Below are 25,115 nucleotides of genomic sequence, written 5' to 3'. Positions count from 1 at the left end.
TCAATAGTGCTCATTGCACAGCGTCCTACGCTCACCGAAGAGAACATCTCCGAGTTCCGCTCGCGGTTCGTCATCGAGCCGCTCGAGCCGGGCTTCGGTTACACCCTCGGCAACTCCCTGCGTCGCACCCTCCTCTCCTCGATCCCCGGCGCCGCCGTGACGAGCATCCGCATCGACGGTGTGCTGCACGAGTTCAGCACCGTCCCGGGTGTAAAGGAGGATGTCACCGAGATCATCCTGAACATCAAGGGTCTGGTCGTCTCGAGCGAGCACGACGAGCCGATCACCGCGTACCTCCGCAAGACGGGTGCCGGTCAGGTCACCGCCGCCGACATCTCGGCTCCGGCCGGTGTGGAGATCCACAACCCCGAGCTCGTCATCGCGACGCTCAACGACAAGGCGAAGTTCGAGGTCGAGCTGACCATCGAGCGCGGCCGCGGGTACGTCTCGGCCCAGCAGAACCGCAACGAGTACAGCGAGGCGGGCCAGATCCCGATCGACTCGATCTACTCGCCGGTGCTCAAGGTCACCTACCGCGTCGAGGCCACCCGTGCCGGTGAGCGCACCGACTTCGACCGTCTGGTCGTGGACGTGGAGACCAAGCCCGCGATCAGCCCGCGCGACGCCATCGCTTCGGCCGGCCGCACGCTGGTTGAGCTGTTCGGCCTGGCCCGCGAGCTCAACAGCGCGGCCGAGGGCATCGAGATCGGCCCGGCGCCGGTCGACGCCGTCCTCAGCTCCGAGCTGTCGATGCCGATCGAAGACCTCGACCTGTCGGTCCGCTCGTACAACTGCCTCAAGCGCGAGGGCATCAACACCGTGAGCGAGCTCGTCTCGCTGTCGGAGACGCAGCTCATGAACATCCGCAACTTCGGTCAGAAGTCGGTGGATGAGGTCAAGGACAAGCTGACGGAGATGGGCCTGTCGCTGAAGGACTCGGTTCCCGGGTTCGACGGCGCCCACTTCTACAGCGGCTACGACGAGGACGAGTCCACCACCATCTGAGGTGCGTCTCTCCCGACCCGCCATCGAACCTTTTCAACACTGGAGATAACCGATCATGCCTAAGCCCACCAAGGGCCCCCGCCTCGGGGGCGGCCCGGCGCACGAGCGCCTCATGCTCGCCAACCTGGCCGCTGCGCTTTTCACGCACAAGAGCATCAAGACCACCGAGACGAAGGCCAAGCGCCTGCGCCCCGTGGCCGAGCGTCTGATCACGTTCGCGAAGCGCGGCGACCTGCACGCTCGCCGTCGCGTCCTCGCTGTGATCCAGGACAAGACCGTGGTCCACGAGCTCTTCACCCAGATCGCGCCGCTGGTCGCCGAGCGTGAGGGCGGCTACACCCGCATCACGAAGCTCGGTTTCCGCAAGGGCGACAACGCGTCCATGGTGCAGATCGAGCTCGTGCTCGAGCCCGTCACCCCCAAGGTGAAGTCGACGAAGTCGTCTTCGGCAGCCGCGGCTGCGCCGGTCGAGGAGGCGCCTGCCGCCGAGGAGACCCCGGCCGAGGAGACCAGCACCGAGGAGACCAGCGCCGCGACCGCCGCTGCTGAGGCTGAGGTCGCCGAGGACGCGACCGCCGACGCCGACGCCGCCGGTGAGACCGACGCCGAGACCGAGGCGGAGAAGGCGTAACACCCTTCCTTCGCCGTCCGAGGGCCCCGCATCCGAGTGATGCGGGGCCTTCGCCGTTCCCGGGTCTTCTAAGGTGAGAAGCATGACCTCGACCGACGACGCCTCGTTGCCGCCGCTGAGCGCCCGCGTTCCGCTGTCCGACCTGCACCGCCCGGAGCATCCGCTGATCGCCGAGTGGCGGCCGGTGACGGCACAGGATGCGGCGGCGGTGCACGAGGTATACCGCGCGATCGACACGCAGGATCACCCGAACTATGTGACGACCCGCGAGGAGGTCGAGGAGGAGCTGGGTTACAGCTTCATCGACCTGGAGAAGGACACGCTGCTAGCCATCACGGCCGAGGGACGCGCGGTCGCGGTCGGCATCGTGATGGAGCCGCCGCGGCAGGAGTCGCTGGTGCGGGAGTTCATGAACGGCGGCGTGCATCCCGAATTCCGCGGGCGGGGGATCGGGCGCGAGCTGCTGGCGTGGCAACGGAGCCGTGGCGAGCAGAAGCTCGCCGCTTCGGACAAAACCCTGCCGGGCTGGTTGGTCGGGTACGCCGACAGGCGCGCGCCGGACCGGGAGCGGCTGCTGCTCGCAGGCGGCTTCGAGGTGGCCCGCTACTTCCACACTATGGAGCGGGACCTGCGGGACCCCATCCCCGAGGTGGTCCCGACGATGGATGTGCGGATCGTGCCGTACGTCGCGGAGCTCGCGGGCGCCGTGCACGCCGCACGCGACGACGCGTTCCGTGACCACTGGGGCAGTCAGCCGTTGAGTGACGAGCAGTTCGCCGGGCTGGTCTCCGGCAGCTTCGTGCCCGAGCTCTCGTTCGTGGCGCTCGCCGGCGACGAGGTGGCCGGTGTGCTGCTCACGGACGTGAACGAGGACGACTGGCCCGGTCAGGGCTACACGGGCGCCTACGTCTCCACCGTCGCCGTGACACGGCCGTTCCGCGGCCGTCGCATCGCGCCGTCGCTGTTGCGCTCGGTGCTCGAGGCGTGCGCCGCGCGCGCGTACGACAAGGTGACCCTGGACGTGGACGCCCAGAACCCGACCGGGGCCCTCGGGCTCTACACGGGCATGGGTTTCGTCTCGACGCAGGCGGAGACGGGTCTGGTCCGTGCCTACTGACTCGTCGCGCCGCTACCGGCTCGACATCGCGTACCAGGGCACCGACTTCACCGGCTGGGGTCGCCAGCCGGGTCTCCGCACAGTGCAGGGAACGCTGGAGGACGCCCTCGCGACCATCTTCCGGCGCGCGGGCGACGCTCCGACCCTGACGGTGGCCGGCCGGACGGACGCGGGCGTGCACGCCGTCGGCCAGGTCGCCCACGTCGATCTCACGCCCGAGCATGAGGCCGTGCTGCGCAAACCGCACGGCAAGCGTCCGCCGCTCTCCGCCGAGGAGGCGCTGGGCCGCAGGCTCAACGGCATCCTGGGCCCGGTCTCCGATGTGGTGGTGCTGGCGGCATCCCTCGCGCCGGATGGCTTCGACGCCCGCTTCTCGGCGCTGTGGCGCCGCTACGAGTACCGGGTCGCGGACCGCGCCTCGCTGCGCGACCCGTTGCAACGTCACCGCACCGCGTGGGTGTCCTCCGACCTCGACGCCGACGCCATGGACATGGCCGCCCACGGGCTGCTCGGCCTGCACGACTTCGCCAGCTACTGCAAGGCGCGGGAGGGTGCGACGACCATCCGCACGCTGCAGGCCTTCGCCTGGCGGCGCGATCCCGACGGGGTCCTCGTCGCCGACCTCACCGCAGACGCGTTCTGCCACAGCATGGTCCGCGCGCTCGTCGGCGCGTGCGTCGAGGTGGGGGAGGGCAAGCTGGGTGCTGGGGACCTCGTGGCGCTGCGCGACGAGCGGCAGCGCACGAGCGCCTTCAAGGTGATGCCGGCGCGCGGTCTGACCCTTCTGGAGGTCGGATATCCCGAAGGCGCCGAGTTGGCGCTGCGCGCAGAGCGCACCCGTGCACTGCGGGAGCTCTGACCGCCCAGCTCAGCGGACCAGTCCGTTCTCGTAGGCGAACGCGACCAATTGGACGCGGGAGCTCAACGACAGTTTGGCGAGGATGCTCCTGATGTGCGTCTTGACCGTCGCTTCCGCGATGAACGCCGCCTGGCCGATCTCCGCGTTCGCGAGACCGCGCGCGGCCAGCAGGAAGACCTCCTTCTCCCGCACGGAGAGCGGTGCGAGAGCCTCGGGGCGTCGTCGAGCCACGCCCCTGAACAGATCCGCCGTCTGCTTCGGCGCGATGACCGTGTGACCTTCATGTACGGTCCTGACGGCCGCGAGGACGAATTCCGGCGAGCTGTCCTTGAGGATGAAGCCGTCGGCTCCTGCTCGGAGCGCCGCGGCGACCGCGTCGTCGCGCTCGAACGTGGTCAGGACGATGATGCGCGGCGCCGCATCGCCGTGATCCTCCCGGATCCGGGCGGCGGCGGCGATGCCGTCCAGCCGTGGCATGCGGATGTCCATGAGCAGGACGTCGGGATGCGCGATGCGGGCCAATTCGACGGCGTCGACTCCGTCGGCGGCCGAGCCGGCGAATTCGAGGTCCGGCTGCGACTCGATGAGCATCCCCATGCCGGAGCAGAACAGCGGCTGATCGTCGGCGATGGCGACGCGGATGCGGTTCACTCGCCAGCCTCGGCGAGCGAAGCCTCGGGGATGAAGGCCGTCACCACGAATTCGACCGCGTCGTCATCGGGGCCGGCTTCGAGCCAGCCTCCGGCGAGTCGCGCCCGCTCGCGCATTCCGCCGATTCCGTGTCCCTCCGTGCCTGACGTCAGAGGGCGGTCGCCGCGGGAGGCGACGGTGATGGCGAGCCCAGGCCCGCGCCCGTCCAGGGCTACCCTCGCGCGCGCTCCGCTTCCCGAATGACGGAGAGCGTTCGTGAGCGATTCCTGGACGATGCGGTGGACGGCGAGTTGCTGGGCGGGGGAGAGGTCGGGCACGTCGCCGAAACGCTGGAGCTCGACGGCGAGACCGGCGGACGTCATCCGGTCGACCAGGTCCTCGAGCGCGCCGAGATCCGGCGTGCTATGGCCCTCCGGCGTCGAGACCAGGCTCTCGATCAGGAGGCGGACGTCGGTGAGCGAGTCGCGCGCGGCGTCGGAGATGGCTTCGAGCGATCCGACGACCGCCTGTGGACGCTGCTCGGCGAGGTACCTGGCACCGTCGGCTTGAGCGACGATCACGGCCAGGGAATGCGCCATGACGTCGTGTACTTCCTGGGCGATCCTCTCGCGCTCCTGCGTGACCGTGGCGGCAGCAGTGGCGGCGCGCAGCTCTGCGGACGCGTGGGCCAGCTCGCGCTCGGACGCCCGCCTTTCCCGCGCGACGCCGTACAGCGTTCCGATCAGCCACAGCAACGCTCCCGCAGCGGCGAAAGAGGCGAACAGCCAGGTACGGGTCGTCAGGTTGCGCGAGTCCAGGCCGACCCCCCAGCACAGCAGCCCGGCGGCAGAGAGCCCAGCCCCGACGGAGAAGATCAGGGCGACGGCGCGCCAGCGACCGGTCACGGTGGAGGACACGACGAGGATCACGATCGCATACCCGGAGTAGACCATCGGATTCCCGAAGATGCCGGTGGGAACAAGGAGTTGGCCGATCAGCACGGCTGTGCCGATGGCCATGGCGACGACGGGCTGCAGCCGGGACACCCCGATGGCGGCCGCGAGGCCGGCGAGAGCGACCCAGAACGGGAGACTGCCACGGAGGAGGCCCGGAACGAGCTGATAGTGCCCGACCTCTCCGATCGCCCAGAAAACAAAGAAGGCGATTGCGATCAGGGGCTCTATGAGCCAGAGCTGCCGCCGGAGAATCGATACCATGGCTTCACGGTAGGGGTGTTCGTGCAGCGAGCATCGCTCCGAGCCGAACTTTCAGCCCTGGGGATGAGCGCAGTTCAGCCGGTTTGACCAGGGGTACGGCTCTCGCGTACGATTGATCTTTGGTGTCCGCGCCCAACTGCGGGCGTGACATGCGAACGTGAGCCCTCCACCGGCCCGGTTCCCTTCCTTCGGAAGGAGAACCCCCACGGAGCGGGATTCACGAACACCTCCGTTCGAGACAGAAAGCAGCCACTACTGTGACGCGCACCTATTCCCCGAAGGCAGACGAGATCCAGCGCGACTGGGTCATCATCGACGCGACCGACGTCGTGCTCGGCCGTCTCGCCAGCCACACCGCGGCCCTCCTCCGCGGCAAGCACAAGCCGACCTTCGCCCCCCACATGGACATGGGCGACTTCGTCATCATCGTCAACGCCGACAAGGTCGCGCTGACGGGTCAGAAGGCGCTGCAGAAGAAGGCTTACCGCCACTCCGGCTACCCGGGCGGCCTCAAGGCCACCACGTACGCCGAGCTCCTCGAGAAGAACCCGACTCGCGCCGTCGAGAAGGCCGTCCGCGGGATGCTGCCGAAGAACTCCATCGGTCGCGCCCAGCTCCGCAAGCTGAAGGTCTACACCGGAAGCGAGCACCCGCACGCCGCACAGCAGCCGAAGCCGTACACGCTCGGCCAGGTCGCCCAGTAATCCCGCCGGCGACGCAGACCTTCACGACTTAATAGAGACCAAAGGATTATCACCATCGTGGCGAAGATCGCAGACAGCATCGAGTCGGCCCAGGCCGACAACGTCGAGTCCTACTCGACCGAGACCCCGGCCTCCGAGGCCCCGGCGGCGCCCCGCGCCGTTCTCTCCGTTCCCGGCGCGGCCGTCGGCCGCCGCAAGGAGGCCATCGCGCGCGTGCGCCTGGTCCCGGGTTCCGGCAGCATCACGGTCAACGGCCGTGAGTTCGCCGACTACTTCCCCAACAAGCTGCACCAGCAGCTGATCAACGACCCGTTCAAGGTCCTCGACCTGCTCGGCTCGTACGATGTCGTCGCCCGCATCACCGGCGGTGGCCCCTCCGGCCAGGCCGGCGCCCTGCGCCTCGCCATCGCGCGCGCCCTCAACGAGATCGACCGCGACAACAACCGTCCGACCCTGAAGAAGGCCGGCTTCCTCACCCGTGACGCCCGCGTCACCGAGCGCAAGAAGGCCGGTCTCAAGAAGGCCCGCAAGGCGTCGCAGTTCTCCAAGCGTTGACGCTGGCGAGCGTTTAGGCTTCGGTTCATGCCTCGCCTTTTCGGAACCGACGGCGTTCGCGGTCTCGCGAACGGAAGTCTCACTGCCGACCTGGCGCTCGGCCTTGCGCAGTCAGCTGCTGCTGTACTGACGCAAGGCCGAAGCGCCGAGGCGCGCCGCGCCGCAGGCAAGCGCCCGACGGCCATCGTCGCCCGCGACCCCCGGGTCTCGGGCGAGTTCCTCGCGTCCGCGGTCGCGGCCGGGCTCGCGAGCTCCGGCATCGACGTCTACGACGCCGGGGTCATCCCCACCCCCGCTGCGGCATTCCTGATCGCCGACTTCGACGCCGACTTCGGCGTGATGGTGTCCGCGTCGCACAACCCGGCGCCCGACAACGGGATCAAGATCTTCGCCCGCGGTGGGACGAAGCTGCCCGACGTGGTCGAGGACCGCATCGAGCAGCACCTCGATCTCGAGAAGCTGACCCCGACCGGCGCGCACGTCGGTCGCATCCGCCGGTTCGCCGACGCAGAGGATCGCTACGTCCTCCACCTGCTCGGGAGCCTGCCGCACCGCCTCGACGGCATCCACGTCGTGCTCGACTGCGCTCACGGCGCCGCCGCCGGGATCTCGCCCGAAGTCTTCACGGACGCGGGTGCCCGCGTCACCGTCATCGGCGACGCGCCGGACGGCATGAACATCAACGACGGCGTGGGCTCCACCCACCTCGACAACCTCTCCCGGGCTGTGCTTGCGGCCGGTGCCGATGTCGGCATCGCTCACGACGGCGACGCGGACCGCTGTCTCGCGGTCGACGCGGAGGGCAACATCGTCGACGGCGACCAGATCATGGCGATCCTCGCGGTCGGGATGAAGGAACGCGGCAAGCTGCGCGACAACACCCTCGTCGCCACCGTGATGAGCAACCTCGGGCTGAAGCTGGCCATGCGCGACAACGGCATCCGGGTCGTCGAGACCGCCGTGGGCGACCGCTACGTGCTCGAGGAGATGAACCAGAACGACTACTCCCTCGGCGGCGAGCAGTCCGGTCACGTCATCATGCGCGAGTTCGCCACCACCGGCGACGGCATCCTCACCGGGCTGCACCTGCTGAGCGAGATGGCCCGAACGGGCAAGTCGCTGGCCGAGCTCGCCCGAGTGATGACCGTGTACCCGCAGGTCATGGTGAACGTGAAGAACGTCGACCACCACGCCGTCCACACCGACGAGGGACTCCGCACCGCCGTGAAGACGGCCGAGAGCACCCTCGGGGACAGCGGGCGCGTTCTGCTGCGCCCCTCCGGCACCGAGCCGCTGGTCCGCGTGATGGTGGAGGCGGCCGATCAGGAGACCGCGGAACGTCTGGCTAGCGAGCTCGCGGACGTCGTGCGGGAGCGGCTGGCCTTCTGACGCTGGGCGTCAGCGGGACTCGTGCGCCCGCCGTGCCGCGATGAAGTCGGCTACGGAGTACGCGCGCGTGCGATCCGGCAGCATCTCGGAGCCGTAGAGGCCCGCCAGCAGCTCGCCGGGGTCGACGTCCAGCGCCGTCGCGATGCGCACGATCGTGTGCAGCTCCGAGTTGGCCTCGCCCCGCTCGACACGACCGTAGTTCGTCACGTGCATGTCGGCCAGGTTGGAGATGTCCTCCTGGCTCATGCCGAGCGCGATCCGTGCGTCGCGCACGCGCTGGCCGAAGACCTGTGCGGCGCGGGAGCGTGGTGCTGGCATGCCTCATGCATACGGGATGCGCACATCCCCGGCCAGAGCTTGACGACCCCCGCCATGTGCGCCTGTGGTCTGAAAGCCAGATCGGTTCGGAGTCTCAGAGCTTCCGCAGCAACACGGAGCTGACCGCGTGGTCCGCGTCCTTGCGGAGGACGAGCTTCGCTCGTGAACGCGTCGGCCGGATGTTCTGGAGCAGGTTCGGCTCGTTGATCCGCGTCCAGATGGTGGCGGCGCGGGCGCGCGCCTCCTCCTCCGTCAGCTCCGAGTAGCGGTGGAAGTACGACTTCGGGTTCGCGAATGCACCACGCTGCAGCTTCAGGAAACGCTCCTCGTACCAGCGGGCGATGTCGCGGGTGCGCGCATCCACGTAGACGCTGAAATCGAAGAGATCGCTCACGGCCAGACGGTTGCCGCCTCCGGCAGGCTGCAGCACGTTGAGGCCCTCGACGATGAGCACGTCGGGACGTCGCACGACGATCTCCGCGTCCGGCACGATGTCGTAGCTGAGGTGCGAGTAGAAGGGCGCGCGCACCTCCGGCGCCCCGCTCTTGATCGCGGTGACGAATCGGAGCAGCGCCTTCCGGTCGTACGACTCGGGGAACCCCTTCCGCTCCATCAGGCCGCGCCGCTCCAGCTCGTCGTTGGGGAGGAGGAAGCCGTCCGTGGTCACCAGCTCGACGCGGGGGGTGTCATCCCACCGGGAGAGGAGCTCGCGCAGCAGACGCGCGATCGTCGATTTGCCGACGGCGACCGAGCCGGCCACGCCGATGACGAAGGGGGTGCTCGCCGCGCGCTCGCCCAGGAAGTCGCTGGTGACGCGGTGCAGCTGCTTCGTGCCCCCGACGTAGAGGTTCAGGAGGCGGCTGAGCGGAAGGTAGACCTGCTCCACCTCGCGCATGTCGAGCGGGTCGCCGAGCCCGCGCAGCTGCACGATCTCCGTCTCCTGCAGCGGAAGGCGGGTGTTCTCCGCCAGTTCCGCCCAGTCCGTCCGGCTCAGCTCGACGAAGGGAGTGGAGGAGTCGCCGTTCTCTGCCATAGGGCACCAAGTCTAGGGGCGCGGCGAGGTCCAGGTGCGCTCCGAGCAGGCTCCCACCCGGGCCCACGTTAGACTCGCATGCATGTGTGGAATCGTGGGGTACGTCGGTACCGACAAGAGCCTCGAGGTGCTTCTCGGCGGTCTGAAGCGCCTGGAGTACCGCGGATACGACTCCGCGGGCATCGCCGTGATCGGCCCGGACGGGGCCCTCGGTACGGCTAAGAAGGCCGGAAAGCTCTCGGTGCTGACCGAGGACCTCCAGGTGAACCCGATTCCGAACGGGCAGACCGGCATCGGTCACACCCGCTGGGCGACGCACGGCGGGCCGACCGACGTGAACGCGCACCCGCACCTGGGCGACGACGGGCGTCTCGCCGTCATCCACAACGGCATCATCGAGAACTTCTCGACGCTGAAGGACGAGTTGCTCGCCGACGGCTTCGCCTTCGAGTCGGAGACCGACACCGAGGTCGCTGCTGTGCTGCTCGGCCGCGAGTACCGCCGCACCGGCGACCTGCCGCAGGCGTTCCAGAGCGTCGTCTCGCGCCTCGAGGGCGCATTCACGCTGCTGGCGATGCACCAGGACCAGCCGCACGTCGTCGTCGGCGCGCGCCGCAACTCCCCGCTGGTCATCGGGCTTGGCGAGGGCGAGAACTTCCTCGGCTCCGACGTCGCGGCGTTCGTGGAGCACACCCGCCGTGCGATGGCGATCGGGCAGGACCAGATCGTCACCATCACGCCGGACGATGTCACGGTGACCGACTTCGCCGGCGCGCCGGTCGAGGTGGAGCCGTTCGAGGTCGCGTGGGATGCTTCCGCGGCCGAGAAGGGCGGATGGTCGTCGTTCATGGCGAAGGAGATCGCCGAAGAGCCGGATGCGGTCGCCAACACGCTGCGCGGCCGCCTGGTCGGCGAGACGGTCCACATCCCGGAGCTCGACGCTCTCGGCGACGAGTACTTCGCGGGCATCGACCGCATCACGATCATCGCCTGCGGTACCGCTGCCTACGCCGGGATCGTCGGCAGCTACGCGATCGAGAAGTGGGCCCGCGTGCCCGTGACGGTCGAGCTCAGCCACGAGTTCCGCTACCGCGAGCCGGTGCTGACCGAGGGCACGCTCGTCATCTCGATCAGCCAGTCGGGCGAGACGATGGACACGCTGATGGCGGTCAAGTACGCCCGCGAGGGCGGCGCAAAGGCCATCTCGGTCTGCAACACGCAGGGTGCGACCATCCCGCGCGAGTCGGACGCCGCGCTGTACACCCACGCCGGTCCCGAGGTCGCCGTCGCCTCGACGAAGGCGTTCGTCGCGCAGATCACGGCCCTCTATCTCTTCGGACTGCACCTCTCGCGGGTGCGCGGCACGCTCACCACCGCTCAGCAGCGCGACGCCATCGACGAGCTGCAGGCGGTTCCGGCGAAGATCGCGACCGTGCTCGAGTCGCACGCCGAGATCGCCCAGCTTGCGCGGTGGATGTCGGACACGCGCTCCGTCCTCTTCCTCGGCCGTCACGTCGGCTACCCGATCGCGCTGGAGGGTGCGCTGAAGCTCAAGGAGCTGGCGTACATCCACGCGGAGGGCTTCGCCGCCGGTGAGCTGAAGCACGGCCCGATCGCCCTCATCGAGCCCGGTCAGCCGGTCTTCGTGGTGGTACCGAGCCCGCGCTGGTCGGACGAGCTGCACAAGAAGGTCGTGTCGAACATCCAGGAGATCCGCGCCCGCGGCGCCCGCGTCATCGCGATCGCCGAGGCGGGCGACGCCTCGGTGCTGCCGTTCGCCGACGAGGTCATCCGCATCCCGCTGGCTGCGCCGCTCTTCGAGCCGCTGCTCGCCGTCGTGCCGCTGCAGATCTTCGCCATGGAGCTCTCCGCGGCGAAGGGTCTCGACGTCGACCAGCCGCGCAACCTGGCCAAGTCCGTCACCGTCGAGTGACGCCGTGATCGCCGGCATCGGGGTCGACGTGGTCGATCTGGCGCGCTTCGAGCGCTCGATCGCACGAACCCCGAAGCTCCGCGAGCGGCTGTTCACGGAGGCGGAGCGCGCGCTGCCGGTGCACTCGCTCGCGGCGCGGTTCGCCGCGAAGGAGGCGCTGATCAAGGCGCTGGGCGGATCCGAGGGCGTGCGCTGGCACGACATGGAGATCGTTCCCGACGAGGAGAGGAACCCCGGTTTCGTGCTGCACAACGTGGTCGAGGCGCAGGCGCGCGAGCGCGGGATCGACCGCATCCACGTGTCGATGACGCACGACGCGGGGGTGGCGACTGCCTTCGTGGTGACGGAGTGCGCGCCGTGACTGCGGCGTTCCGCGAGCGGGTCGTCGACCTGGATGCGGTGAGCGCGAATGTCGCACGCCTGCGTGAGCTGGTCGGTACGAGGCACGCCATGGCGGTCGTCAAGGCAGACGCGTACGGCCACGGCGCGGTCGAGAGCGCGCGCGCCGCGCTCGCCGGTGGCGCCGACTGGCTGGGCGTCGCGGAGATCGCCGAAGGCCTGGCCCTGCGGGAGGCGGGCATCACGGCGCCCGTGCTGGCGTGGCTGCACGACCCCGACGAGGACTTCGCGGAGGCGGTGCGCGCGGACCTCGACCTCGGGCTGTCGTCGCTCGCCCAACTGGAGGCGGCCGCGGCCGCGCGCAGCGGCAAGCGGCCGGTGTTCGTGCAGTTGAAGGTCGAGACCGGGCTCAGCCGCAACGGCATCCCCGACTCCGACTGGGATGCTGTCTTCGCCCGTGCCCGTGAACTGGAGGCCGGCGGCGACATCGTCGTGCGCGGCATCTTCTCGCATCTGTCGAATGCGTCTGCTGACGATGATCGTGCCGCGGTCGCGGTGTTCGAGGGGGCATTGAAGCGGGCGGCTACCGCCGGGCTGCGGCCCGAGCTCCGGCACATCGCCGCGAGCGCGGCGGCCCTCTCGCTGCCGGAGGCGCGGTTCGACCTGGTGCGCCTGGGCATCGCGGTCTACGGGCTGTCCCCGTTCGGTCGGGACTCGGCGGTCGAACTCGGCCTGCGTCCGGCGATGACGCTGCGCGGACGGGTGGCAGCCGTTCGGCGGGTGCCCGCCGGCAAGGGCGTCTCGTACGACTACACGTACCGCACCGAGACGGAGTCGACGCTCGTGCTCGTGCCGCTCGGCTATGCGGAAGGCATCCCGCGACACGCGTCCAATCGCGGGCCGGTCTCGATCGGCGGGCGCACCTTCCGGATCAGTGGCCGGGTCGCGATGGACCAGTTCGTGGTCGACGTGGGCGACCTCGACGTGCAGGTCGGCGACGAGGTGGTGCTGTTCGGGGACCCGGCGAGCGGTGTGCCGGGCGCCGACGACTGGGCGGAGGCGGCGGATACGATCAACTACGAGATCGTGACGCGCCTCGGCGGTCGCCTGAAGCGCAGTTTCACCGGAGGCGGTCGATGACCGAGGCGCTGTTGCTCCCCGCAACGCGCCGCGTCGCGTCGCCTGCGGACATGCACGCGCTCGGCCGGGAACTCGCATCTGTGCTGCGGGCGGGCGACCTGGTGGTCCTGTCCGGGCCGCTGGGCGCCGGGAAGACGACCCTCACCCGGGGCATCGGCGAGGGCCTAGACGTGCGCGGGCCGGTGACGAGCCCCACCTTCGTGCTTGCCCGAACGCATCCCAGCCTCTCCGGCGGCGCGCCGCTCGTCCACGTCGACGCCTACCGGCTGTCGAGTGCTCTGGAGCTCGACGACCTGGACATCGACTTCGCCCGCTCGGTCGTCGTGGTGGAGTGGGGCAGCGGGATGCTGGACGGCGTCGCGGAGTCTTGGCTCGAGGTCGCGATCGAACGGCCGACCGGGGCGGACGAGCGCGTGGTCGGCGGCGAGGAGGTCGCGGGCGATCTCGAGGAGACCGGGGCCGAGACCGACGTCGACGAGACCGACGAGCCGCGCACGGTCACCCTCACCGGTTTCGGACCCCGCTGGGCCGCAGCGGCGGGCTCGCAGACCGGCGATCCCGCTTAGGCTGGACGCATGCTTCTCGCCATCGACACGTCCGCGGGCACCAGCGTGGCCGTCGTGGATCGCGACCGCGGTGTCCTCTCGGAAGTGATCGAGACCGACACCATGCGGCACGCCGAAGTCATCGGCACCCTCATCGACGAGGCACTGACGGTCGCCGGCATCGCGGTTCGTGAGCTGTCGGGCGTCGTCGCGGGGATGGGGCCGGGGCCGTTCACCGGGCTGCGCGTCGGCATTGCCGCGGCGAAGGCGTTCGCGATCGGTGCGGGCAGGCCGCTCGTCCCAGTCGTCAGTCACGACGCCGTCGCCTACGAGCGCTACGCCTCGGGCCACGACGGACCCCTGCTCGTCGTCACGGACGCGCGCCGGCGCGAGCGCTACTGGACCGCCTACTCCGGCGTCGACGACATCGGACTTCCCGTGCGCCTCGACGGACCAGGACTAGCGAAGCCCGACGAGCTGCCGCATCCCGAGACCCCCCGCTTCGAGGCCGAGGTCGTGCCGGGCGGACGCCTCGGGATGATCGCCGAACTGCGGTACGCCCACGGCCTCCCCATGGACCCCGACGACGCCCTCTACCTGCGTTCGCCGGATGTGACCCTCTCCACCGGGCCGAAGCGGGTGACCGCGTGACCGGGGATGCGCTGGGCGAGCCCACCGGGCGCACCGCCTACGAGCTGCGTCGCGCACAGGCGGGCGATGTCCCCGCCATCATGGAACTCGAGCACTCGATCTTCGTGAACGACGCGTGGTCCGAGCGGTCCATGCTCTCCGAGGTCACCGGCGAGCACGGTTACTACCTCGTGGCCTTCGACCCCGAGACGCCGGACCGCATCGACGCGTACGCCGGACTCCTCGCACCGCGCGGAGGGGTCGAGGGCGACATCCAGACCATCGCCGTCGCGCCGCACGCCCGGCGTCGCGGACTCGGCCGCATCCTCATGCTCGCCTTGATCGGCGAGGCGAGGAAGCGGGGAGCGCGCGAGGTCTTCCTCGAGGTCCGCGCCGACAACCCGGGCGCGCAGACGCTCTACCGCGAGCTCGGCTTCGAGGAGATCGGCGTTCGCCCCCAGTACTACCAGCCGGATGGCGTGGATGCGGTCGTCATGCGTCTCGCCGTCCCTGCACCGGAGACCACCATCGCATGACCCGCCTCGATCCGACCCCATCCGACTTCTCCAGCGGACCTCTCGTGCTCGGGATCGAGACCTCCTGCGACGAGACCGGCATCGGAATCGTGCGCGGCACGACGCTGGTCGCCAACACGATCGCGTCGTCGATGGAGGAGCACGCCCGGTACGGCGGCGTGGTGCCGGAGGTGGCGGCACGTGCGCATCTCGAAGCGCTTGAGCCGACGCTGCGGACGGCCGTGGCCGATGCGGGCATCGACCTGGCCGACGTCGATGCCATCGCCGTGACCAGTGGTCCGGGGCTGTCCGGCGCACTCATGGTCGGCGTCGGCGCGGCGAAGGCGCTCGCCGTGTCCCTCGGCAAGCCGCTCTACGCGGTCAACCACCTGGTCGGCCATGTCGGCGCCGACCTCCTCGACGCCCAGGGCGGCCCGGGGCATCCGGTCGAGCTGCCCACCGTCGCTCTGCTGGTCTCCGGAGGCCACACCTCCCTCCTTCTCGTCCGCGACCTCGTGTCGGATGTGCAACTCCTCGGCGAGACGATCGACGACGCGGCGGGGGAGGCGTTCGACAAGGTGGCGAGGGTGCTGGGACTCCCGTATCCAGGCGGCCCGCAGATCGACCGGGTCGCGGCGGACGGCGATCCCAAGGCCATCCGGTTCCCTCGCGGCCTGACCCGGCCGAAGGACCTCGAACAGCACCGCTACGACTTCTCGTTCTCCGGGCTGAAGACAGCGGTCGCCCGCTGGGTCGAACAGCGTCAGGACGCCGGCGAGGAGGTGCCGGTGGCGGATGTCGCCGCATCGTTCCGCGAAGCGGTCGCTGACGTGCTGCTCACAAAGGCCCTCGCGGCGTGCCGCGACCACGGTGTGCCCAGGCTGCTTCTCGGCGGAGGCGTCGTGGCCAACGCCCGGGTGCGGCAGCTGGCGGTTGCGCGTGCGGCCGAGGCGGGAGTCGCCCTGCGCATCCCGGCCCTGTCGCTCTGCACAGACAACGGGGCGATGATCGCGGCGCTCGGTGCGCAGCTGATCATGGCGGGTCACGCACCCAGCGAGCTGACCTTCTCGGCCGACTCCACGCTCCCCGTCACCGACATTCAGGTCACCGCCTGACACGGTGCGTTGACACCCTCGCGCCTGCCCTGTCACCATGGGGATACAGCGTTCTCTCAGGATTCCTCCGACCGAGGGATTCCGGGAGAAACGCTGATCACCAGCTTGCCTCACTGAAGGAGATGGGTCTCATGACCGATCCGAACGCCCCCACCGACCCGGTGGACCCCAACACCCAGAACGGCTCGGTTCCGCCCCCGCCTCCTCCCGCCGCTGCGCCTGCGGGTGACACGGGAGCCGTGCCGCCACCTGCGCCGGGATACGGTCAGCAGCCGCCGGCGCCCGGATACGGTCAGCAGCCGCCCGCGCCCGGATACCAGCAGCCCTATGGTCAGCAGCCGCCCGCGCCGGGGTACCAGCAGCCGTACGGTCAGCAGCCGGGGCAGCAGCCGTACGGGCAGCCGGCCTATGGGCAGCCCGCCCCCGGGTACGCGCAGCCCTACGGTCAGCCGGCCGCCAAGTCGCCGATCCTCAGCATCCTGTCGCTCGTCGGCGGCATCGTCGGCATCGTGCTCAACCTGGCGTGGGGCATCGGCTTCCTGTTCGGCATCGCCGCGATCGTCCTCGGCTTCATCGGCCGCAACAAGGAGCCGCAGGCGCGTGGCTTCTGGCTGACGGGCATCATCCTGGGCTTCGTGAGCATCGCCATCGCGATCATCTACTGGATCATCCTCGCGGTGATCTTCGCCAGCCTCGCGAACTACTCGAACACGTACTGAGCGTTCCGCCCGCGGCCTCAGAGCCGCTCGGCGAGCAGCGCGGTGTGCCGCCCGGCCACCCTGGTGAGAATCAGGGTCGCCGGGCGGTCGCCGTTGAGCGCAAGCCGCCGCCGCAGGGCCGCCGGGTCCACATCCACTCCGCGCTTCTTGATCTCCAGTGTCCCGATCCCGCGCTGGCGCAGGGCACGCTTGAGGTCCTTCTCGGCGTACGGCAGTGTCTCGAGGATGCGGAATCCCGCTGCGAACGGGGTATCGGCCGCCGCGTCCGCGGTGATGTAGGCGATCTGGTCGGACAGCATCCTGCCGCCGATCCTTCGCGTCAGGTCGCCGATCAGGCGGGCGCGGATGAGCGCACCATCCGGCTCGTACAGGTACTCGCCCAGCGGCCCCGTCTCCTCGTCGGGGCTGTCCGCGTCGGCTGTCAGCTCGTCGGCCTGGTCGCCGCGCAACACGAGTGCGGCACGGCGGATGCCCGGGCGGGCGAGCGCGCCGAACCAGAGGCCGAGCTCCACCACCTGGCCGTCGGCCGAGATCCACTGCGCCTCGGCGGTCGACGGGATCAGGTCGCGGTCGAAGCCCGGCCCGAGCTTCAGTCCGACCGAGCGGCCCGTCGCCAGCTCGTACGCGAATCCGAGGGACGGGGTGTAGTCGTCCGGGTCGGTGAGGCGCTCGGTCTGCGTGTGGCCGGTGGTGCGCCGGGCGGGGTCGAGGAAGACGCCGTCGATCTCGCGGAGGTCCACCTCCTCGGCGCGGCCGTGCTCCACGACGGCGGAGGGGAAGGGCGCGAGATTGAACGACGCGATCGCCGCGGTCACCTCGTCGGCTTCGACGGCCGTGACCTCCAGCTCGAGCGCGGCGAGGGCGAGCGCGTCACCGCCGATGCCGCAGCCGAGGTCCGCCACGCGATTGATGCCGGCCGCACGGAAGCGGCCCGCGTGGCGCGCGGCCACCGGCAGCCGCGTCGCCTGCTCCAGCCCTGCCTCCGTGAAGAGCATCTGCGAGGCGAAGTCGCCGAACTTGGCCTCCGCCTTGCGCCGGAGCTTCGACTGCGTGAGCACGGCCGCCACAAGCGCGGGGGAGTGGCCCTGCTTGCGAAGGTCGCTGACGATCCGCAGCACATCCTGTTCGCTCCGATACGGGGGCAGTGAGTCGAGCAGACGCAGCCCTTCCGGACTCAGCAGGGCCACCAGCTCGGAGCGTTCCATGGCCTCAACGCTACCCTGGCACTCACGTTGCGTGACTGCTAACGCACCCCCTAGACTCGGGTTAGCACTCTCAGTGCGAGGTTGCTAATTCAGTCTTAGTCGAGACACTGTTCTTCATAGGAAAGGGGTCAACGTGTCGGTCTCCATCAAGCCGCTCGAGGATCGCATCGTCATCAAGCAGGTCGAGGCTGAGCAGACCACTGCTTCTGGTCTGGTCATCCCCGACACCGCCAAGGAGAAGCCGCAGGAGGGCGAGGTCGTCGCCGTGGGCCCGGGCCGCATCGACGACAACGGCAACCGCGTCCCCCTCGACGTCGCCGTGGGTGACAAGGTCATCTACTCCAAGTACGGCGGCACCGAGGTCAAGTTCGGCGGCGAGGACTACCTCGTCCTGTCGGCCCGCGACGTGCTGGCGGTCGTCGTCCGCTGACGCAGACACTTCCTCCGACGGCCCGGATGCTCTGAGCATCCGGGCCGTCGTCGTTTTCGGCAGCGATGTCGGAAGGCGACGGTAGAGTCGGACGAGTGGCACAGCCTGACGACCTCTCCTCCCACCGCACCTCGGGGCTGGTCTACGCGATCAGCGCGTACGTCCTCTGGGGCATCCTCCCGATCTACTTCCTGGCGCTCGCACCCGCCGGAGCGTGGGAGATCGTCGGCTGGCGTGTGGTCTTCTCGCTGGGGTTCTGCGCCATCGCCCTCAGTGTGACGCGCAGCTGGGGCACGTTCGCCTCCCTCCTGCGCGACAAGCGCGTGCTCTTCACCATGGGCCTCGCCGGCGCACTCATCTACGTCAACTGGCAGACGTACGTGCTCGCCACGGTCAGCGGGCATGTGGTCGAGGCTGCGCTCGGTTACTTCATCAATCCCATCGTCACCGTGTTCCTCGGCGTCGTCGTGCAGCGCGAGCGCCTCCGCATCGCGCAGTGGGTCGCGGTCGGCGTCAGCATCGTCGCCGTCATCGTCCTCGCCGTCGGGTACGGATCCGTGCCGTGGATCGCTCTGATCCTCGCGTTCTCCTTCGGGCTGTACGGCCTCATCAAGAAGCGGGTCGGCAACCGGGTGGATGCGCTCTCGGGCCTCACCCTCGAGACGATGTGGCTGACACCGGTGGCCGTCATCCAGCTCATCGTCGTCGGCGTGACGACCGGCCTCACCCTCGGGTCGGACGGTCCGTGGCACGCCGTGCTGCTGGTCGGAGCCGGCGTCATCACCGCGGTGCCGCTGCTGTTCTTCGCCGCCGCCTCGCGCCGCCTTCCGCTGGTGTACATGGGCTTCATCCAGTACTTCGCACCGTTCATCCAGTTCGTCGTCGGCGTCGCCATCCTGCACGAGGCCATGCCGCCGGAGCGCTGGCTGGGCTTTGCGATCGTGTGGCTGGCGCTGCTCATCCTGAGCGTCGACATGATCGTCGCCGCGCGGCAGGGCAAGCGCGCCGCCGAACTCGATCTGGCGCCGGTCGACTAGGCCTCACCTCACGGAATACCCGGCCAGGTTCTGCCGTTACCATTAAGCATCCACAGTCGCGCAACCTTGATAGGGGTGAAATGGACCAGGCGGATCCGTTCGGATTCATCGGTTTGACCTACGACGACGTCATGCTGCTCCCGGGGCATACCGACGTCATCCCGAGTGAAGCTGATACTTCCACTCGCCTGACCAAGCGCATCTCGATGGCGACGCCGTTGCTGTCGAGCGCGATGGACACCGTCACCGAGTCACGCATGGCTGTCGCCATGGCGCGCCAGGGCGGCATCGGCATCATCCACCGCAACCTCTCCATCGAGGACCAGGCGTCGCACGTCGACAAGGTGAAGCGGTCCGAGTCCGGGATGATCACGAATCCCGTGACGACGACGCCCGACGCGTCGGTCGAAGAGGTCGACGCTCTGTGCGGGCAGTTCCGCGTCAGCGGCCTGCCGGTCATCGAGCCCGACGGCACCCTCGTCGGCATCATCACCAACCGCGACATGCGGTTCGTGTCGCCGTTCGAGCGATCGAGCACGAAGGTCCGCGACGTCATGACGCGGCAGCCGCTCATCACGGCCCCGGTCGGCATCGACCCGGACTCGGCGGTCGCCATCTTCGCCGAGCACAAGATCGAGAAGCTGCCGCTGGTGGATGCGGACGGCAAGCTGCGCGGCCTCATCACCGTCAAGGACTTCGACAAGAGCGAGAAGTACCCGGACGCCACGAAGGACGACGAGGGCCGCCTCCGTGTCGGCGCCGCCATCGGCTTCTTCGGCGACGCCTGGGAGCGCGCGATGACCCTCGTCGACGCGGGCGTCGACGTCATCGTCGTCGACACCGCCAACGGCGACAGCGCCGGCGTGCTCGACATCATCCGCCGGCTGAAGGCCGAGCCGCGCGCATCCCACGTGGATGTCATCGGCGGCAACGTCGCGACCCGCTCGGGCGCCCAGGCGCTCATCGACGCGGGCGCGGACGCGATCAAGGTCGGAGTCGGCCCTGGCTCGATCTGCACCACGCGAGTGGTCGCCGGAGTCGGCGTGCCCCAGGTGACGGCGGTCTACGAGGCGTCGCTCGCGGCGCGCGAGGCGAACGTCCCGCTCATCGCCGACGGTGGCCTGCAGTATTCGGGCGACATCGCGAAGGCGCTCGTCGCCGGCGCGGACAGCGTGATGCTGGGCTCGCTGCTCGCCGGAACCAGCGAGTCCCCGGGCGAGCTCGTGTTCGTCAACGGCAAGCAGTTCAAGAACTACCGCGGGATGGGGTCGCTCGGCGCCCTGCAGACCCGTGGCAAGAAGACCTCGTACTCGCGCGACCGCTACTTCCAGGCGGATGTGCCGAGCGACGAGCAGCTCATCGCCGAGGGCATCGAGGGGCAGGTGCCGTTCCGCGGCCCGCTCTCCGCCGTGGCGTACCAGCTGGTCGGGGGCCTGCGGCAGTCGATGTTCTACGTCGGCGCGCGCACCATCCCGGAGCTCAAGTCGAACGGGAAGTTCGTCCGCATCACCGCGGCCGGGCTCAAGGAGTCGCACCCGCACGACGTGCAGATGGTCGTCGAGGCGCCCAACTACCGGCGCTGATCCGGTCGCGCATCAACGCCGCCGGTTGTCGCATCCGCCGCTGTTCGAACAGCCGCGGATGTGACAAACGGCGGCGTTCGCGTTTGCGGGGAGCCTCAGCGGCGGCGCGCCAGCTCGGCGATGCGGTCGACGGCTTCCGTCAGCACTTCGGGTGAGCACGCGAGGTTGAGCCGCACGAAACCGGCGCCCTGTGCGCCGAAGTCCGTCCCGGGGTTGACCGCCACGCGGGCCTCCTCGAGGATGCGCGTGGCCGGGTCGTCGCCCCAGCCCAACTCTCGCAGGTCGATCCAGGCGAGATAGCTGGCAAGAGGCTCGCGGTAGCGGGCGCGCGGGAGCCGATCGGTGAGCAGCACGGAGAGCAGCGCGCGGTTCGTCTCGATCGCCGTGAGGGCGCCATCCAGCCACTCCCGGCTGTCGCGGTACGCGGCCTCGGTGGCGATCCGCCCGAACTGACTGGTGCGCACCTCCACTTCGATCGGCAACGCGTGGATGCGCTCCGCCTGCTCGGCCGAGCCCGTCACGAACAGCGCGCACTTGAGCCCGGCGAGATTCCACGCCTTGCTGGCCGCGTGCGCCGCGACACCGACGCGCCGCGCCTCGTCCGACACCGTCAGGAACGGTGTGAAGGTCGCATCGGAGTGCGTCAGCGGTGCATGCACCTCGTCGCTGACGACGGACACTCCGTGATGCGCCGCCAGTGCCGCGACCGCCTCCAGCTCCTCGCGCGGGTGCACCACCCCGAGCGGGTTGTGCGGGTTGCACAGCAGGAACGCCTTCGCACCGCCCGCGAATGCCCGCTCCAGCCCGGCGAGGTCGAGAGCCCAGCCCCGGCCGTCCGTGCCGCCATCGAGCAGCGGCACCTCTTCGACGACGCCGCCGGCCTCCGGGATGAAATCGAAGAACGGCGGATAGACCGGCGGGGTGATGACCACGCGGTCGCGCGGCTCGATCAGCATCCGCAACGCCTCCACGATCACCACGCCCACGTCGGCGGTCGTGCGGGTCTGCGCCGGGTCGACGGACCAGCCCCAGCGGTCGCGCGCGAAATCGGCGAACGCCCGCTGCGTGCGGTCGTCGGGACCGATGTAGCCGGTGTCGCTGCGGTCGACGGCAGCGTGCAGCGCCGCGGCGATGGGAGGCGCGAGCGGATAGTCCATCTCGGCGACGAACAGGGGCAGCACGTCGTCGGGATAGGCGCGCCATTTCTCGCTCGTGCGCTGGCGGAGGCGGCTGAGAGGTTCGGCTTCGACGATCACCACACCACCCTCCCACGCACCTCCGACTCGGCCCAGCGCCCCTGCGGCCTAGACTGAAGCGCGTGAGTATGGAGATCGAGATCGGCCGCGCCAAGCGCGCCCGCCGTGTGTACGCCTTCGACGACGTCGCCGTGGTTCCCAGCCGGCGAACCCGCGACCCGGAGGACGTCTCGGTCTCGTGGACCATCGACGCGTACCAGTTCGACATCCCGTTCCTCGCGGCGCCGATGGATTCGGTCGTCTCGCCGTCGACCGCCATCATGATGGGCCAGCTGGGCGGCCTGGGCGTGCTCGACCTCGAGGGTCTTTGGACCCGGTACGAGGACCCGGAGCCCCTGCTGGCCGAGATCCGCCAGCTGCCGGCCGAGCGGGCGACGAGCCGGATGCAGGAGATCTACTCCGAGCCGATCAAGCCGGAGCTCGTCACGCGGCGCCTCGCCGAGATCCGCGAGGGCGGCGTCACCGTCGCAGGCGCCCTGTCGCCGCAGCGCACCCAGGAGCTCTACGAGACCGTGGTGGATGCGGGCGTCGACCTGTTCGTCATCCGCGGCACCACCGTGTCCGCCGAGCACGTCTCCAAGAACGTCGAGCCGCTGAACCTCAAGAAGTTCATCTATGAGCTGGATGTGCCGGTCATCGTCGGCGGCGCCGCCACCTACACGGCGGCCCTGCACCTGATGCGCACGGGAGCGGCCGGCGTGCTGGTCGGCTTCGGCGGAGGCGCCGCATCCACGACGCGTTCGACCCTCGGCATCCACGCCCCCATGGCGACCGCCGTCGCTGACGTCGCCGGCGCACGCCGCGACTACATGGACGAGTCGGGCGGACGTTACGTGCACGTCATCGCCGACGGCGGACTAGGCAGCTCTGGCGACATCGTCAAGGCGATCGCCTGCGGCGCCGACGCCGTCATGCTCGGGACGACGCTCGCCCGTGCGACGGACGCGCCCGGCGGCGGTTGGCACTGGGGTGCCGAGGCGCACCACTCGCAGCTTCCGCGCGGAAATCGTGTGGCGGTGGGCCAGGTGGCGCCCTTAGAAGAGATCCTTTACGGGCCCGCCCCGGTCGCCGAAGGCTCTGCGAATCTCGTGGGAGCCTTGCGCCGCAGCATGGCCACGACGGGATACTCGGACTTGAAGGAGTTCCAGCGCGTCGAGGTCGTCGTCGCGCCGTACCGTACGCAGTAGAGCGCCGGCCGAAGGCGGCCGGGGAGGGAGAGAACCATGGTGAAGTCCCAATCTGCCCCGGGCGGCGACCGGCATGCCACTCCGGCGTCGAATCCGGCGGTGACGTATCCGTCTCGTCTGGGTCCGGCCGAACGCGCAGCCGCGATCGCGGCGCTGAAGGACACCGAGCTCGACATCCTGGTCGTCGGCGGCGGGATCGTGGGGGCCGGATCCGCGGTCGACGCCGCGACCCGCGGCCTCAGCGTCGGGCTCGTGGAGGCCCGCGACTTCGCCTCCGGCACCTCGAGCCGCTCGTCGAAGCTCGTCCACGGCGGCATCCGCTACCTCGAGCAGCTCGACTTCCGGCTGGTCCGCGAGGCGCTCATCGAGCGCGGGCTGCTGCTGCAGCGGATCGCGCCGCACCTGGTGAAGCCCGTGCGCTTCCTCTACCCGCTGCACAAGCGGGTCGTTGAGCGGGTCTACATCGGCGCCGGGATGCTGCTGTATGACATCTTCTCCTACTCGGGCGGCCGCCCTCCCGGTGTCCCGCACCACCGTCACCTCAGCAAGCGGCAGGTCCTGAGCGCCATCCCGTCGATGAACAAGGACGCCCTGGTCGGCGGCATCACGTACTACGACGCCCAGGTGGATGATGCCCGCTACGTCGCCAATCTGGTCCGCACCGCCGCGCACTACGGCGCGCAGGTCGCCTCGCGTGTCCGTGTGGAGGGCTTCGTCAAGGTCGGGGAGCGCGTCGTCGGCGTGCGTGCGCACGACCTGGAGACCGATGAGCGGTTTGAGATCCGCGCCAAGCAGGTCGTCAACGCGACCGGCGTCTGGACGGATGACACGCAGTCGATGGTGGGGGAGCGCGGCCAGTTCAAGGTGCGCGCGTCCAAGGGCATCCACCTGGTCGTCCCTCGGGACCGGTTCCAGTCGAAGATGGGACTGCTGCTGCGCACCGAGAAGAGCGTGCTCTTCGTCATCCCGTGGGGCCGGCACTGGCTGATCGGCACGACGGACACCGACTGGCACCTCGACAAGGCGCACCCTGCGGCGACCGCGGCCGACATCGACTACCTGCTGGCGCACGTCAACGAGGTGCTCAATGTGCCGTTGACGCGTGAGGACGTCGAGGGCGTGTACGCCGGTCTCCGGCCGCTGCTCGCCGGCGAGTCGGACCAGACTTCCAAGCTGTCGCGCGAGCACCTGGTGGCCCACTCCGTCCCGGGTTTGGTCGTGATCGCAGGCGGCAAGTGGACGACGTACCGGGTGATGGCGCAGGATGCCGTGGATGCGGCCGTCAGCGCCCTCGACGGCAAGATCGCGAAATCGACAACGATGGACATCGCGCTGGTCGGTGCGGAGGGGTACCAGGCGGCCTGGAACCGCCGGAGCCGCATCGCCCAGGAGTCCGGGCTGCACGTCGCCCGCGTCGAGCACCTGCTGAACCGCTACGGGACGTTCGCCGAAGACATCCTGGCGCTCATCCGCGAGGACCCGTCGCTCGCCGACCCGCTGCCCGGGGCGGATGATTACCTCGGGGCCGAGGTCGTCTACGCGGCCACGCACGAGGGCGCGCTGCATCTCGAGGACGTGCTCGCACGGCGAACCCGCATCTCCATCGAGGCGTGGGACCGCGGCGTCTCCGCGGCGCCCGTCGCCGCATCCCTCATGGCCGGGGTGCTCGGGTGGGACCCGGAGCGCGAGAAGCGCGAGGTGCGCACCTACCTGCGGCGCGTCGAGGCCGAGCGGTCGAGCCAGCTGCAGCCCGACGACGAGTCGGCGGACCGCATCCGGCTCGAGGCGCCGGACATCGTCGAGGCGGATGCCCAGGCGGCGAAGGCGGCGGCGGGGAAGCCTGCGGGGGGCGCTGCGGCCGGAACACCGACGAGCGCCGACCAGGCGCCCAAGCACGTCCAGGGCGCTGGGGCGGAGGAGGCGCCGGCGACGGACGGCTGACCACCGCAGAGGCTGAGAAGCACCGCAGAGGGCCCTCCCGGAGAGCGAACACCGGGAGGGCCCTCGCGCGCCTCCGGTAGGC

26 protein-coding genes are annotated in these 25,115 nt (G+C 69.6%); 20 read left to right on the top strand and 6 right to left on the bottom strand.

Translation table 11 applies throughout. From position 1 onward, the window contains the following. Nucleotides 1-6: 6 nt before the first annotated feature. From AB7E03_RS08445 to truA, 4 genes are all read left to right on the top strand, one after another. Nucleotides 7-1,005, top strand: coding sequence for a DNA-directed RNA polymerase subunit alpha (locus AB7E03_RS08445; protein WP_018191943.1), 999 nt, complete (start codon nt 7-9; stop codon nt 1,003-1,005). 55 nt (nt 1,006-1,060) lie between these two features. After that, nucleotides 1,061-1,636 (top strand): 50S ribosomal protein L17, encoded by a 576-nt coding sequence (rplQ, locus tag AB7E03_RS08440; protein ID WP_489940973.1) that lies wholly within the window; start codon nt 1,061-1,063, stop codon nt 1,634-1,636. Between the two features lie 82 nt (nt 1,637-1,718). Continuing rightward, on the top strand, nt 1,719-2,753 hold the full coding sequence (locus AB7E03_RS08435) for a GNAT family N-acetyltransferase (protein ID WP_489940971.1): 1,035 nt from the start codon (nt 1,719-1,721) through the stop codon (nt 2,751-2,753). After that, a complete protein-coding gene (gene truA, locus AB7E03_RS08430) occupies nt 2,743-3,612 on the top strand; it encodes a tRNA pseudouridine(38-40) synthase TruA (RefSeq protein WP_489940969.1) in 870 nt (289 codons plus the stop codon). The genes AB7E03_RS08435 and truA overlap by 11 nt, the downstream gene beginning before the upstream one ends. A gap of 9 nt (nt 3,613-3,621) precedes the next feature. Here truA and AB7E03_RS08425 read toward each other — a convergent pair whose 3' ends face one another. Both AB7E03_RS08425 and AB7E03_RS08420 read right to left on the bottom strand, forming a co-directional pair. Beyond that, the gene (locus tag AB7E03_RS08425) at nt 3,622-4,263 is read right to left on the bottom strand and encodes a response regulator transcription factor (protein WP_489940967.1); all 642 of its coding nucleotides are present in this window, start codon (nt 4,261-4,263) and stop codon (nt 3,622-3,624) included. Beyond that, nucleotides 4,260-5,459, bottom strand: a complete 1,200-nt coding sequence (locus AB7E03_RS08420; RefSeq protein WP_489940965.1) for a sensor histidine kinase — start codon at nt 5,457-5,459, stop codon at nt 4,260-4,262. The genes AB7E03_RS08425 and AB7E03_RS08420 overlap by 4 nt, the downstream gene beginning before the upstream one ends. Nucleotides 5,460-5,716: 257 nt before the next feature. On the opposite strand from AB7E03_RS08420, the gene rplM reads away from it, so the two are divergent. The 3 genes from rplM to glmM are packed head-to-tail and all read left to right on the top strand — an operon-like array spanning nt 5,717 to nt 8,107. Then, a complete protein-coding gene (rplM, locus tag AB7E03_RS08415) occupies nt 5,717-6,163 on the top strand; it encodes a 50S ribosomal protein L13 (RefSeq protein WP_441781365.1) in 447 nt (148 codons plus the stop codon). Between the two features lie 57 nt (nt 6,164-6,220). Continuing rightward, nucleotides 6,221-6,718, top strand: a complete 498-nt coding sequence (gene rpsI / locus AB7E03_RS08410) for a 30S ribosomal protein S9 (RefSeq protein ID WP_441781366.1) — start codon at nt 6,221-6,223, stop codon at nt 6,716-6,718. 27 nt (nt 6,719-6,745) lie between these two features. Next, the gene (gene glmM, locus AB7E03_RS08405; protein WP_489940962.1) at nt 6,746-8,107 is read left to right on the top strand and encodes a phosphoglucosamine mutase; all 1,362 of its coding nucleotides are present in this window, start codon (nt 6,746-6,748) and stop codon (nt 8,105-8,107) included. Between the two features lie 9 nt (nt 8,108-8,116). On the opposite strand, the gene AB7E03_RS08400 is transcribed toward glmM, so the two are convergent. Both AB7E03_RS08400 and coaA read right to left on the bottom strand, forming a co-directional pair. Next, entirely contained in the window at nt 8,117-8,425 is a 309-nt protein-coding gene (locus AB7E03_RS08400; protein WP_489940960.1) for a helix-turn-helix domain-containing protein, read from the bottom strand. 94 nt (nt 8,426-8,519) lie between these two features. Next, a complete protein-coding gene (coaA, locus tag AB7E03_RS08395) occupies nt 8,520-9,458 on the bottom strand; it encodes a type I pantothenate kinase (RefSeq protein ID WP_489940958.1) in 939 nt (312 codons plus the stop codon). An 82-nt stretch (nt 9,459-9,540) separates the two neighbouring features. Between coaA and glmS the strand changes: the two genes are divergently transcribed. The 8 genes from glmS (at nt 9,541) to AB7E03_RS08355 (ending at nt 16,394) form a co-directional block, all read left to right on the top strand. Then, entirely contained in the window at nt 9,541-11,391 is a 1,851-nt protein-coding gene (gene glmS, locus AB7E03_RS08390) for a glutamine--fructose-6-phosphate transaminase (isomerizing) (RefSeq protein ID WP_489940956.1), read from the top strand. Between the two features lie 4 nt (nt 11,392-11,395). Further along, nucleotides 11,396-11,752: a holo-ACP synthase gene (locus AB7E03_RS08385; RefSeq protein ID WP_489940954.1), complete on the top strand. Its 357-nt coding sequence runs from the start codon at nt 11,396-11,398 to the stop codon at nt 11,750-11,752. Then, the gene (alr, locus tag AB7E03_RS08380) at nt 11,740-12,870 is read left to right on the top strand and encodes an alanine racemase (protein WP_489940952.1); all 1,131 of its coding nucleotides are present in this window, start codon (nt 11,740-11,742) and stop codon (nt 12,868-12,870) included. The genes AB7E03_RS08385 and alr overlap by 13 nt, the downstream gene beginning before the upstream one ends. After that, the gene (tsaE, locus tag AB7E03_RS08375) at nt 12,867-13,436 is read left to right on the top strand and encodes a tRNA (adenosine(37)-N6)-threonylcarbamoyltransferase complex ATPase subunit type 1 TsaE (protein WP_489940950.1); all 570 of its coding nucleotides are present in this window, start codon (nt 12,867-12,869) and stop codon (nt 13,434-13,436) included. The genes alr and tsaE overlap by 4 nt, the downstream gene beginning before the upstream one ends. A gap of 9 nt (nt 13,437-13,445) precedes the next feature. Beyond that, nucleotides 13,446-14,066 carry a tRNA (adenosine(37)-N6)-threonylcarbamoyltransferase complex dimerization subunit type 1 TsaB gene (gene tsaB, locus AB7E03_RS08370; protein WP_489940948.1) on the top strand — a complete coding sequence of 207 codons (621 nt, stop codon included), beginning with the start codon at nt 13,446-13,448 and terminating at the stop codon, nt 14,064-14,066. Between the two features lie 80 nt (nt 14,067-14,146). After that, nucleotides 14,147-14,581, top strand: coding sequence for a ribosomal protein S18-alanine N-acetyltransferase (gene rimI, locus AB7E03_RS08365; RefSeq protein WP_489942890.1), 435 nt, complete (start codon nt 14,147-14,149; stop codon nt 14,579-14,581). Beyond that, nucleotides 14,578-15,675 carry a tRNA (adenosine(37)-N6)-threonylcarbamoyltransferase complex transferase subunit TsaD gene (gene tsaD, locus AB7E03_RS08360; RefSeq protein WP_489940946.1) on the top strand — a complete coding sequence of 366 codons (1,098 nt, stop codon included), beginning with the start codon at nt 14,578-14,580 and terminating at the stop codon, nt 15,673-15,675. The genes rimI and tsaD overlap by 4 nt, the downstream gene beginning before the upstream one ends. A gap of 131 nt (nt 15,676-15,806) precedes the next feature. Then, a complete protein-coding gene (locus AB7E03_RS08355) occupies nt 15,807-16,394 on the top strand; it encodes a DUF4190 domain-containing protein (protein WP_441781377.1) in 588 nt (195 codons plus the stop codon). 17 nt (nt 16,395-16,411) lie between these two features. Here AB7E03_RS08355 and AB7E03_RS08350 read toward each other — a convergent pair whose 3' ends face one another. Further along, nucleotides 16,412-17,599, bottom strand: coding sequence for a THUMP-like domain-containing protein (locus AB7E03_RS08350; RefSeq protein WP_489940944.1), 1,188 nt, complete (start codon nt 17,597-17,599; stop codon nt 16,412-16,414). 133 nt (nt 17,600-17,732) lie between these two features. Here AB7E03_RS08350 and groES point away from each other — a divergent pair, with 133 nt between their 5' ends. The 3 genes from groES to guaB all read left to right on the top strand — a co-directional run bounded on the left by groES (nt 17,733) and on the right by guaB (nt 20,649). Continuing rightward, a complete protein-coding gene (groES, locus tag AB7E03_RS08345; protein WP_055894868.1) occupies nt 17,733-18,029 on the top strand; it encodes a co-chaperone GroES in 297 nt (98 codons plus the stop codon). 95 nt (nt 18,030-18,124) lie between these two features. Next, nucleotides 18,125-19,066: an EamA family transporter RarD gene (gene rarD / locus AB7E03_RS08340; protein WP_489940941.1), complete on the top strand. Its 942-nt coding sequence runs from the start codon at nt 18,125-18,127 to the stop codon at nt 19,064-19,066. A gap of 80 nt (nt 19,067-19,146) precedes the next feature. Continuing rightward, entirely contained in the window at nt 19,147-20,649 is a 1,503-nt protein-coding gene (guaB, locus tag AB7E03_RS08335; RefSeq protein ID WP_489940939.1) for an IMP dehydrogenase, read from the top strand. A 95-nt stretch (nt 20,650-20,744) separates the two neighbouring features. Here guaB and AB7E03_RS08330 read toward each other — a convergent pair whose 3' ends face one another. Next, a complete protein-coding gene (locus AB7E03_RS08330; protein ID WP_489942889.1) occupies nt 20,745-21,905 on the bottom strand; it encodes a MalY/PatB family protein in 1,161 nt (386 codons plus the stop codon). A 68-nt stretch (nt 21,906-21,973) separates the two neighbouring features. Between AB7E03_RS08330 and AB7E03_RS08325 the strand changes: the two genes are divergently transcribed. Together AB7E03_RS08325 and AB7E03_RS08320 are read left to right on the top strand one after the other, a co-directional pair. Beyond that, nucleotides 21,974-23,092, top strand: a complete 1,119-nt coding sequence (locus tag AB7E03_RS08325; protein WP_489942888.1) for a GuaB3 family IMP dehydrogenase-related protein — start codon at nt 21,974-21,976, stop codon at nt 23,090-23,092. Nucleotides 23,093-23,128: 36 nt separating this feature from the next. After that, complete coding sequence (locus AB7E03_RS08320; protein ID WP_489940937.1) at nt 23,129-25,033, top strand: glycerol-3-phosphate dehydrogenase/oxidase; 1,905 nt, start codon at nt 23,129-23,131, stop codon at nt 25,031-25,033. Nucleotides 25,034-25,115: the final 82 nt, after the last annotated feature.

The sequence above is a fragment of the Leifsonia sp. RCC_180 genome (assembly GCF_058138205.1).
This window is presented reverse-complemented; position numbering and strand designations above follow the sequence as displayed.

Coding starts and splice junctions, on each gene's coding strand:
- rplQ (WP_489940973.1), top strand. CDS start 1,061: ATGCCTAAGCCCACCAAGGGCCCCCGCCTCGGGGGCGGCCCGGCGCAC.
- AB7E03_RS08435 (WP_489940971.1), top strand. CDS start 1,719: ATGACCTCGACCGACGACGCCTCGTTGCCGCCGCTGAGCGCCCGCGTT.
- AB7E03_RS08420 (WP_489940965.1), bottom strand. CDS start 5,459: ATGGTATCGATTCTCCGGCGGCAGCTCTGGCTCATAGAGCCCCTGATC.
- glmM (WP_489940962.1), top strand. CDS start 6,746: ATGCCTCGCCTTTTCGGAACCGACGGCGTTCGCGGTCTCGCGAACGGA.
- AB7E03_RS08400 (WP_489940960.1), bottom strand. CDS start 8,425: ATGCCAGCACCACGCTCCCGCGCCGCACAGGTCTTCGGCCAGCGCGTG.
- coaA (WP_489940958.1), bottom strand. CDS start 9,458: ATGGCAGAGAACGGCGACTCCTCCACTCCCTTCGTCGAGCTGAGCCGG.
- glmS (WP_489940956.1), top strand. CDS start 9,541: ATGTGTGGAATCGTGGGGTACGTCGGTACCGACAAGAGCCTCGAGGTG.
- tsaE (WP_489940950.1), top strand. CDS start 12,867: ATGACCGAGGCGCTGTTGCTCCCCGCAACGCGCCGCGTCGCGTCGCCT.
- tsaB (WP_489940948.1), top strand. CDS start 13,446: ATGCTTCTCGCCATCGACACGTCCGCGGGCACCAGCGTGGCCGTCGTG.
- rimI (WP_489942890.1), top strand. CDS start 14,147: ATGGAACTCGAGCACTCGATCTTCGTGAACGACGCGTGGTCCGAGCGG.
- tsaD (WP_489940946.1), top strand. CDS start 14,578: ATGACCCGCCTCGATCCGACCCCATCCGACTTCTCCAGCGGACCTCTC.
- AB7E03_RS08355 (WP_441781377.1), top strand. CDS start 15,807: ATGACCGATCCGAACGCCCCCACCGACCCGGTGGACCCCAACACCCAG.
- AB7E03_RS08350 (WP_489940944.1), bottom strand. CDS start 17,599: ATGGAACGCTCCGAGCTGGTGGCCCTGCTGAGTCCGGAAGGGCTGCGT.
- guaB (WP_489940939.1), top strand. CDS start 19,147: ATGGACCAGGCGGATCCGTTCGGATTCATCGGTTTGACCTACGACGAC.
- AB7E03_RS08325 (WP_489942888.1), top strand. CDS start 21,974: ATGGAGATCGAGATCGGCCGCGCCAAGCGCGCCCGCCGTGTGTACGCC.
- AB7E03_RS08320 (WP_489940937.1), top strand. CDS start 23,129: ATGGTGAAGTCCCAATCTGCCCCGGGCGGCGACCGGCATGCCACTCCG.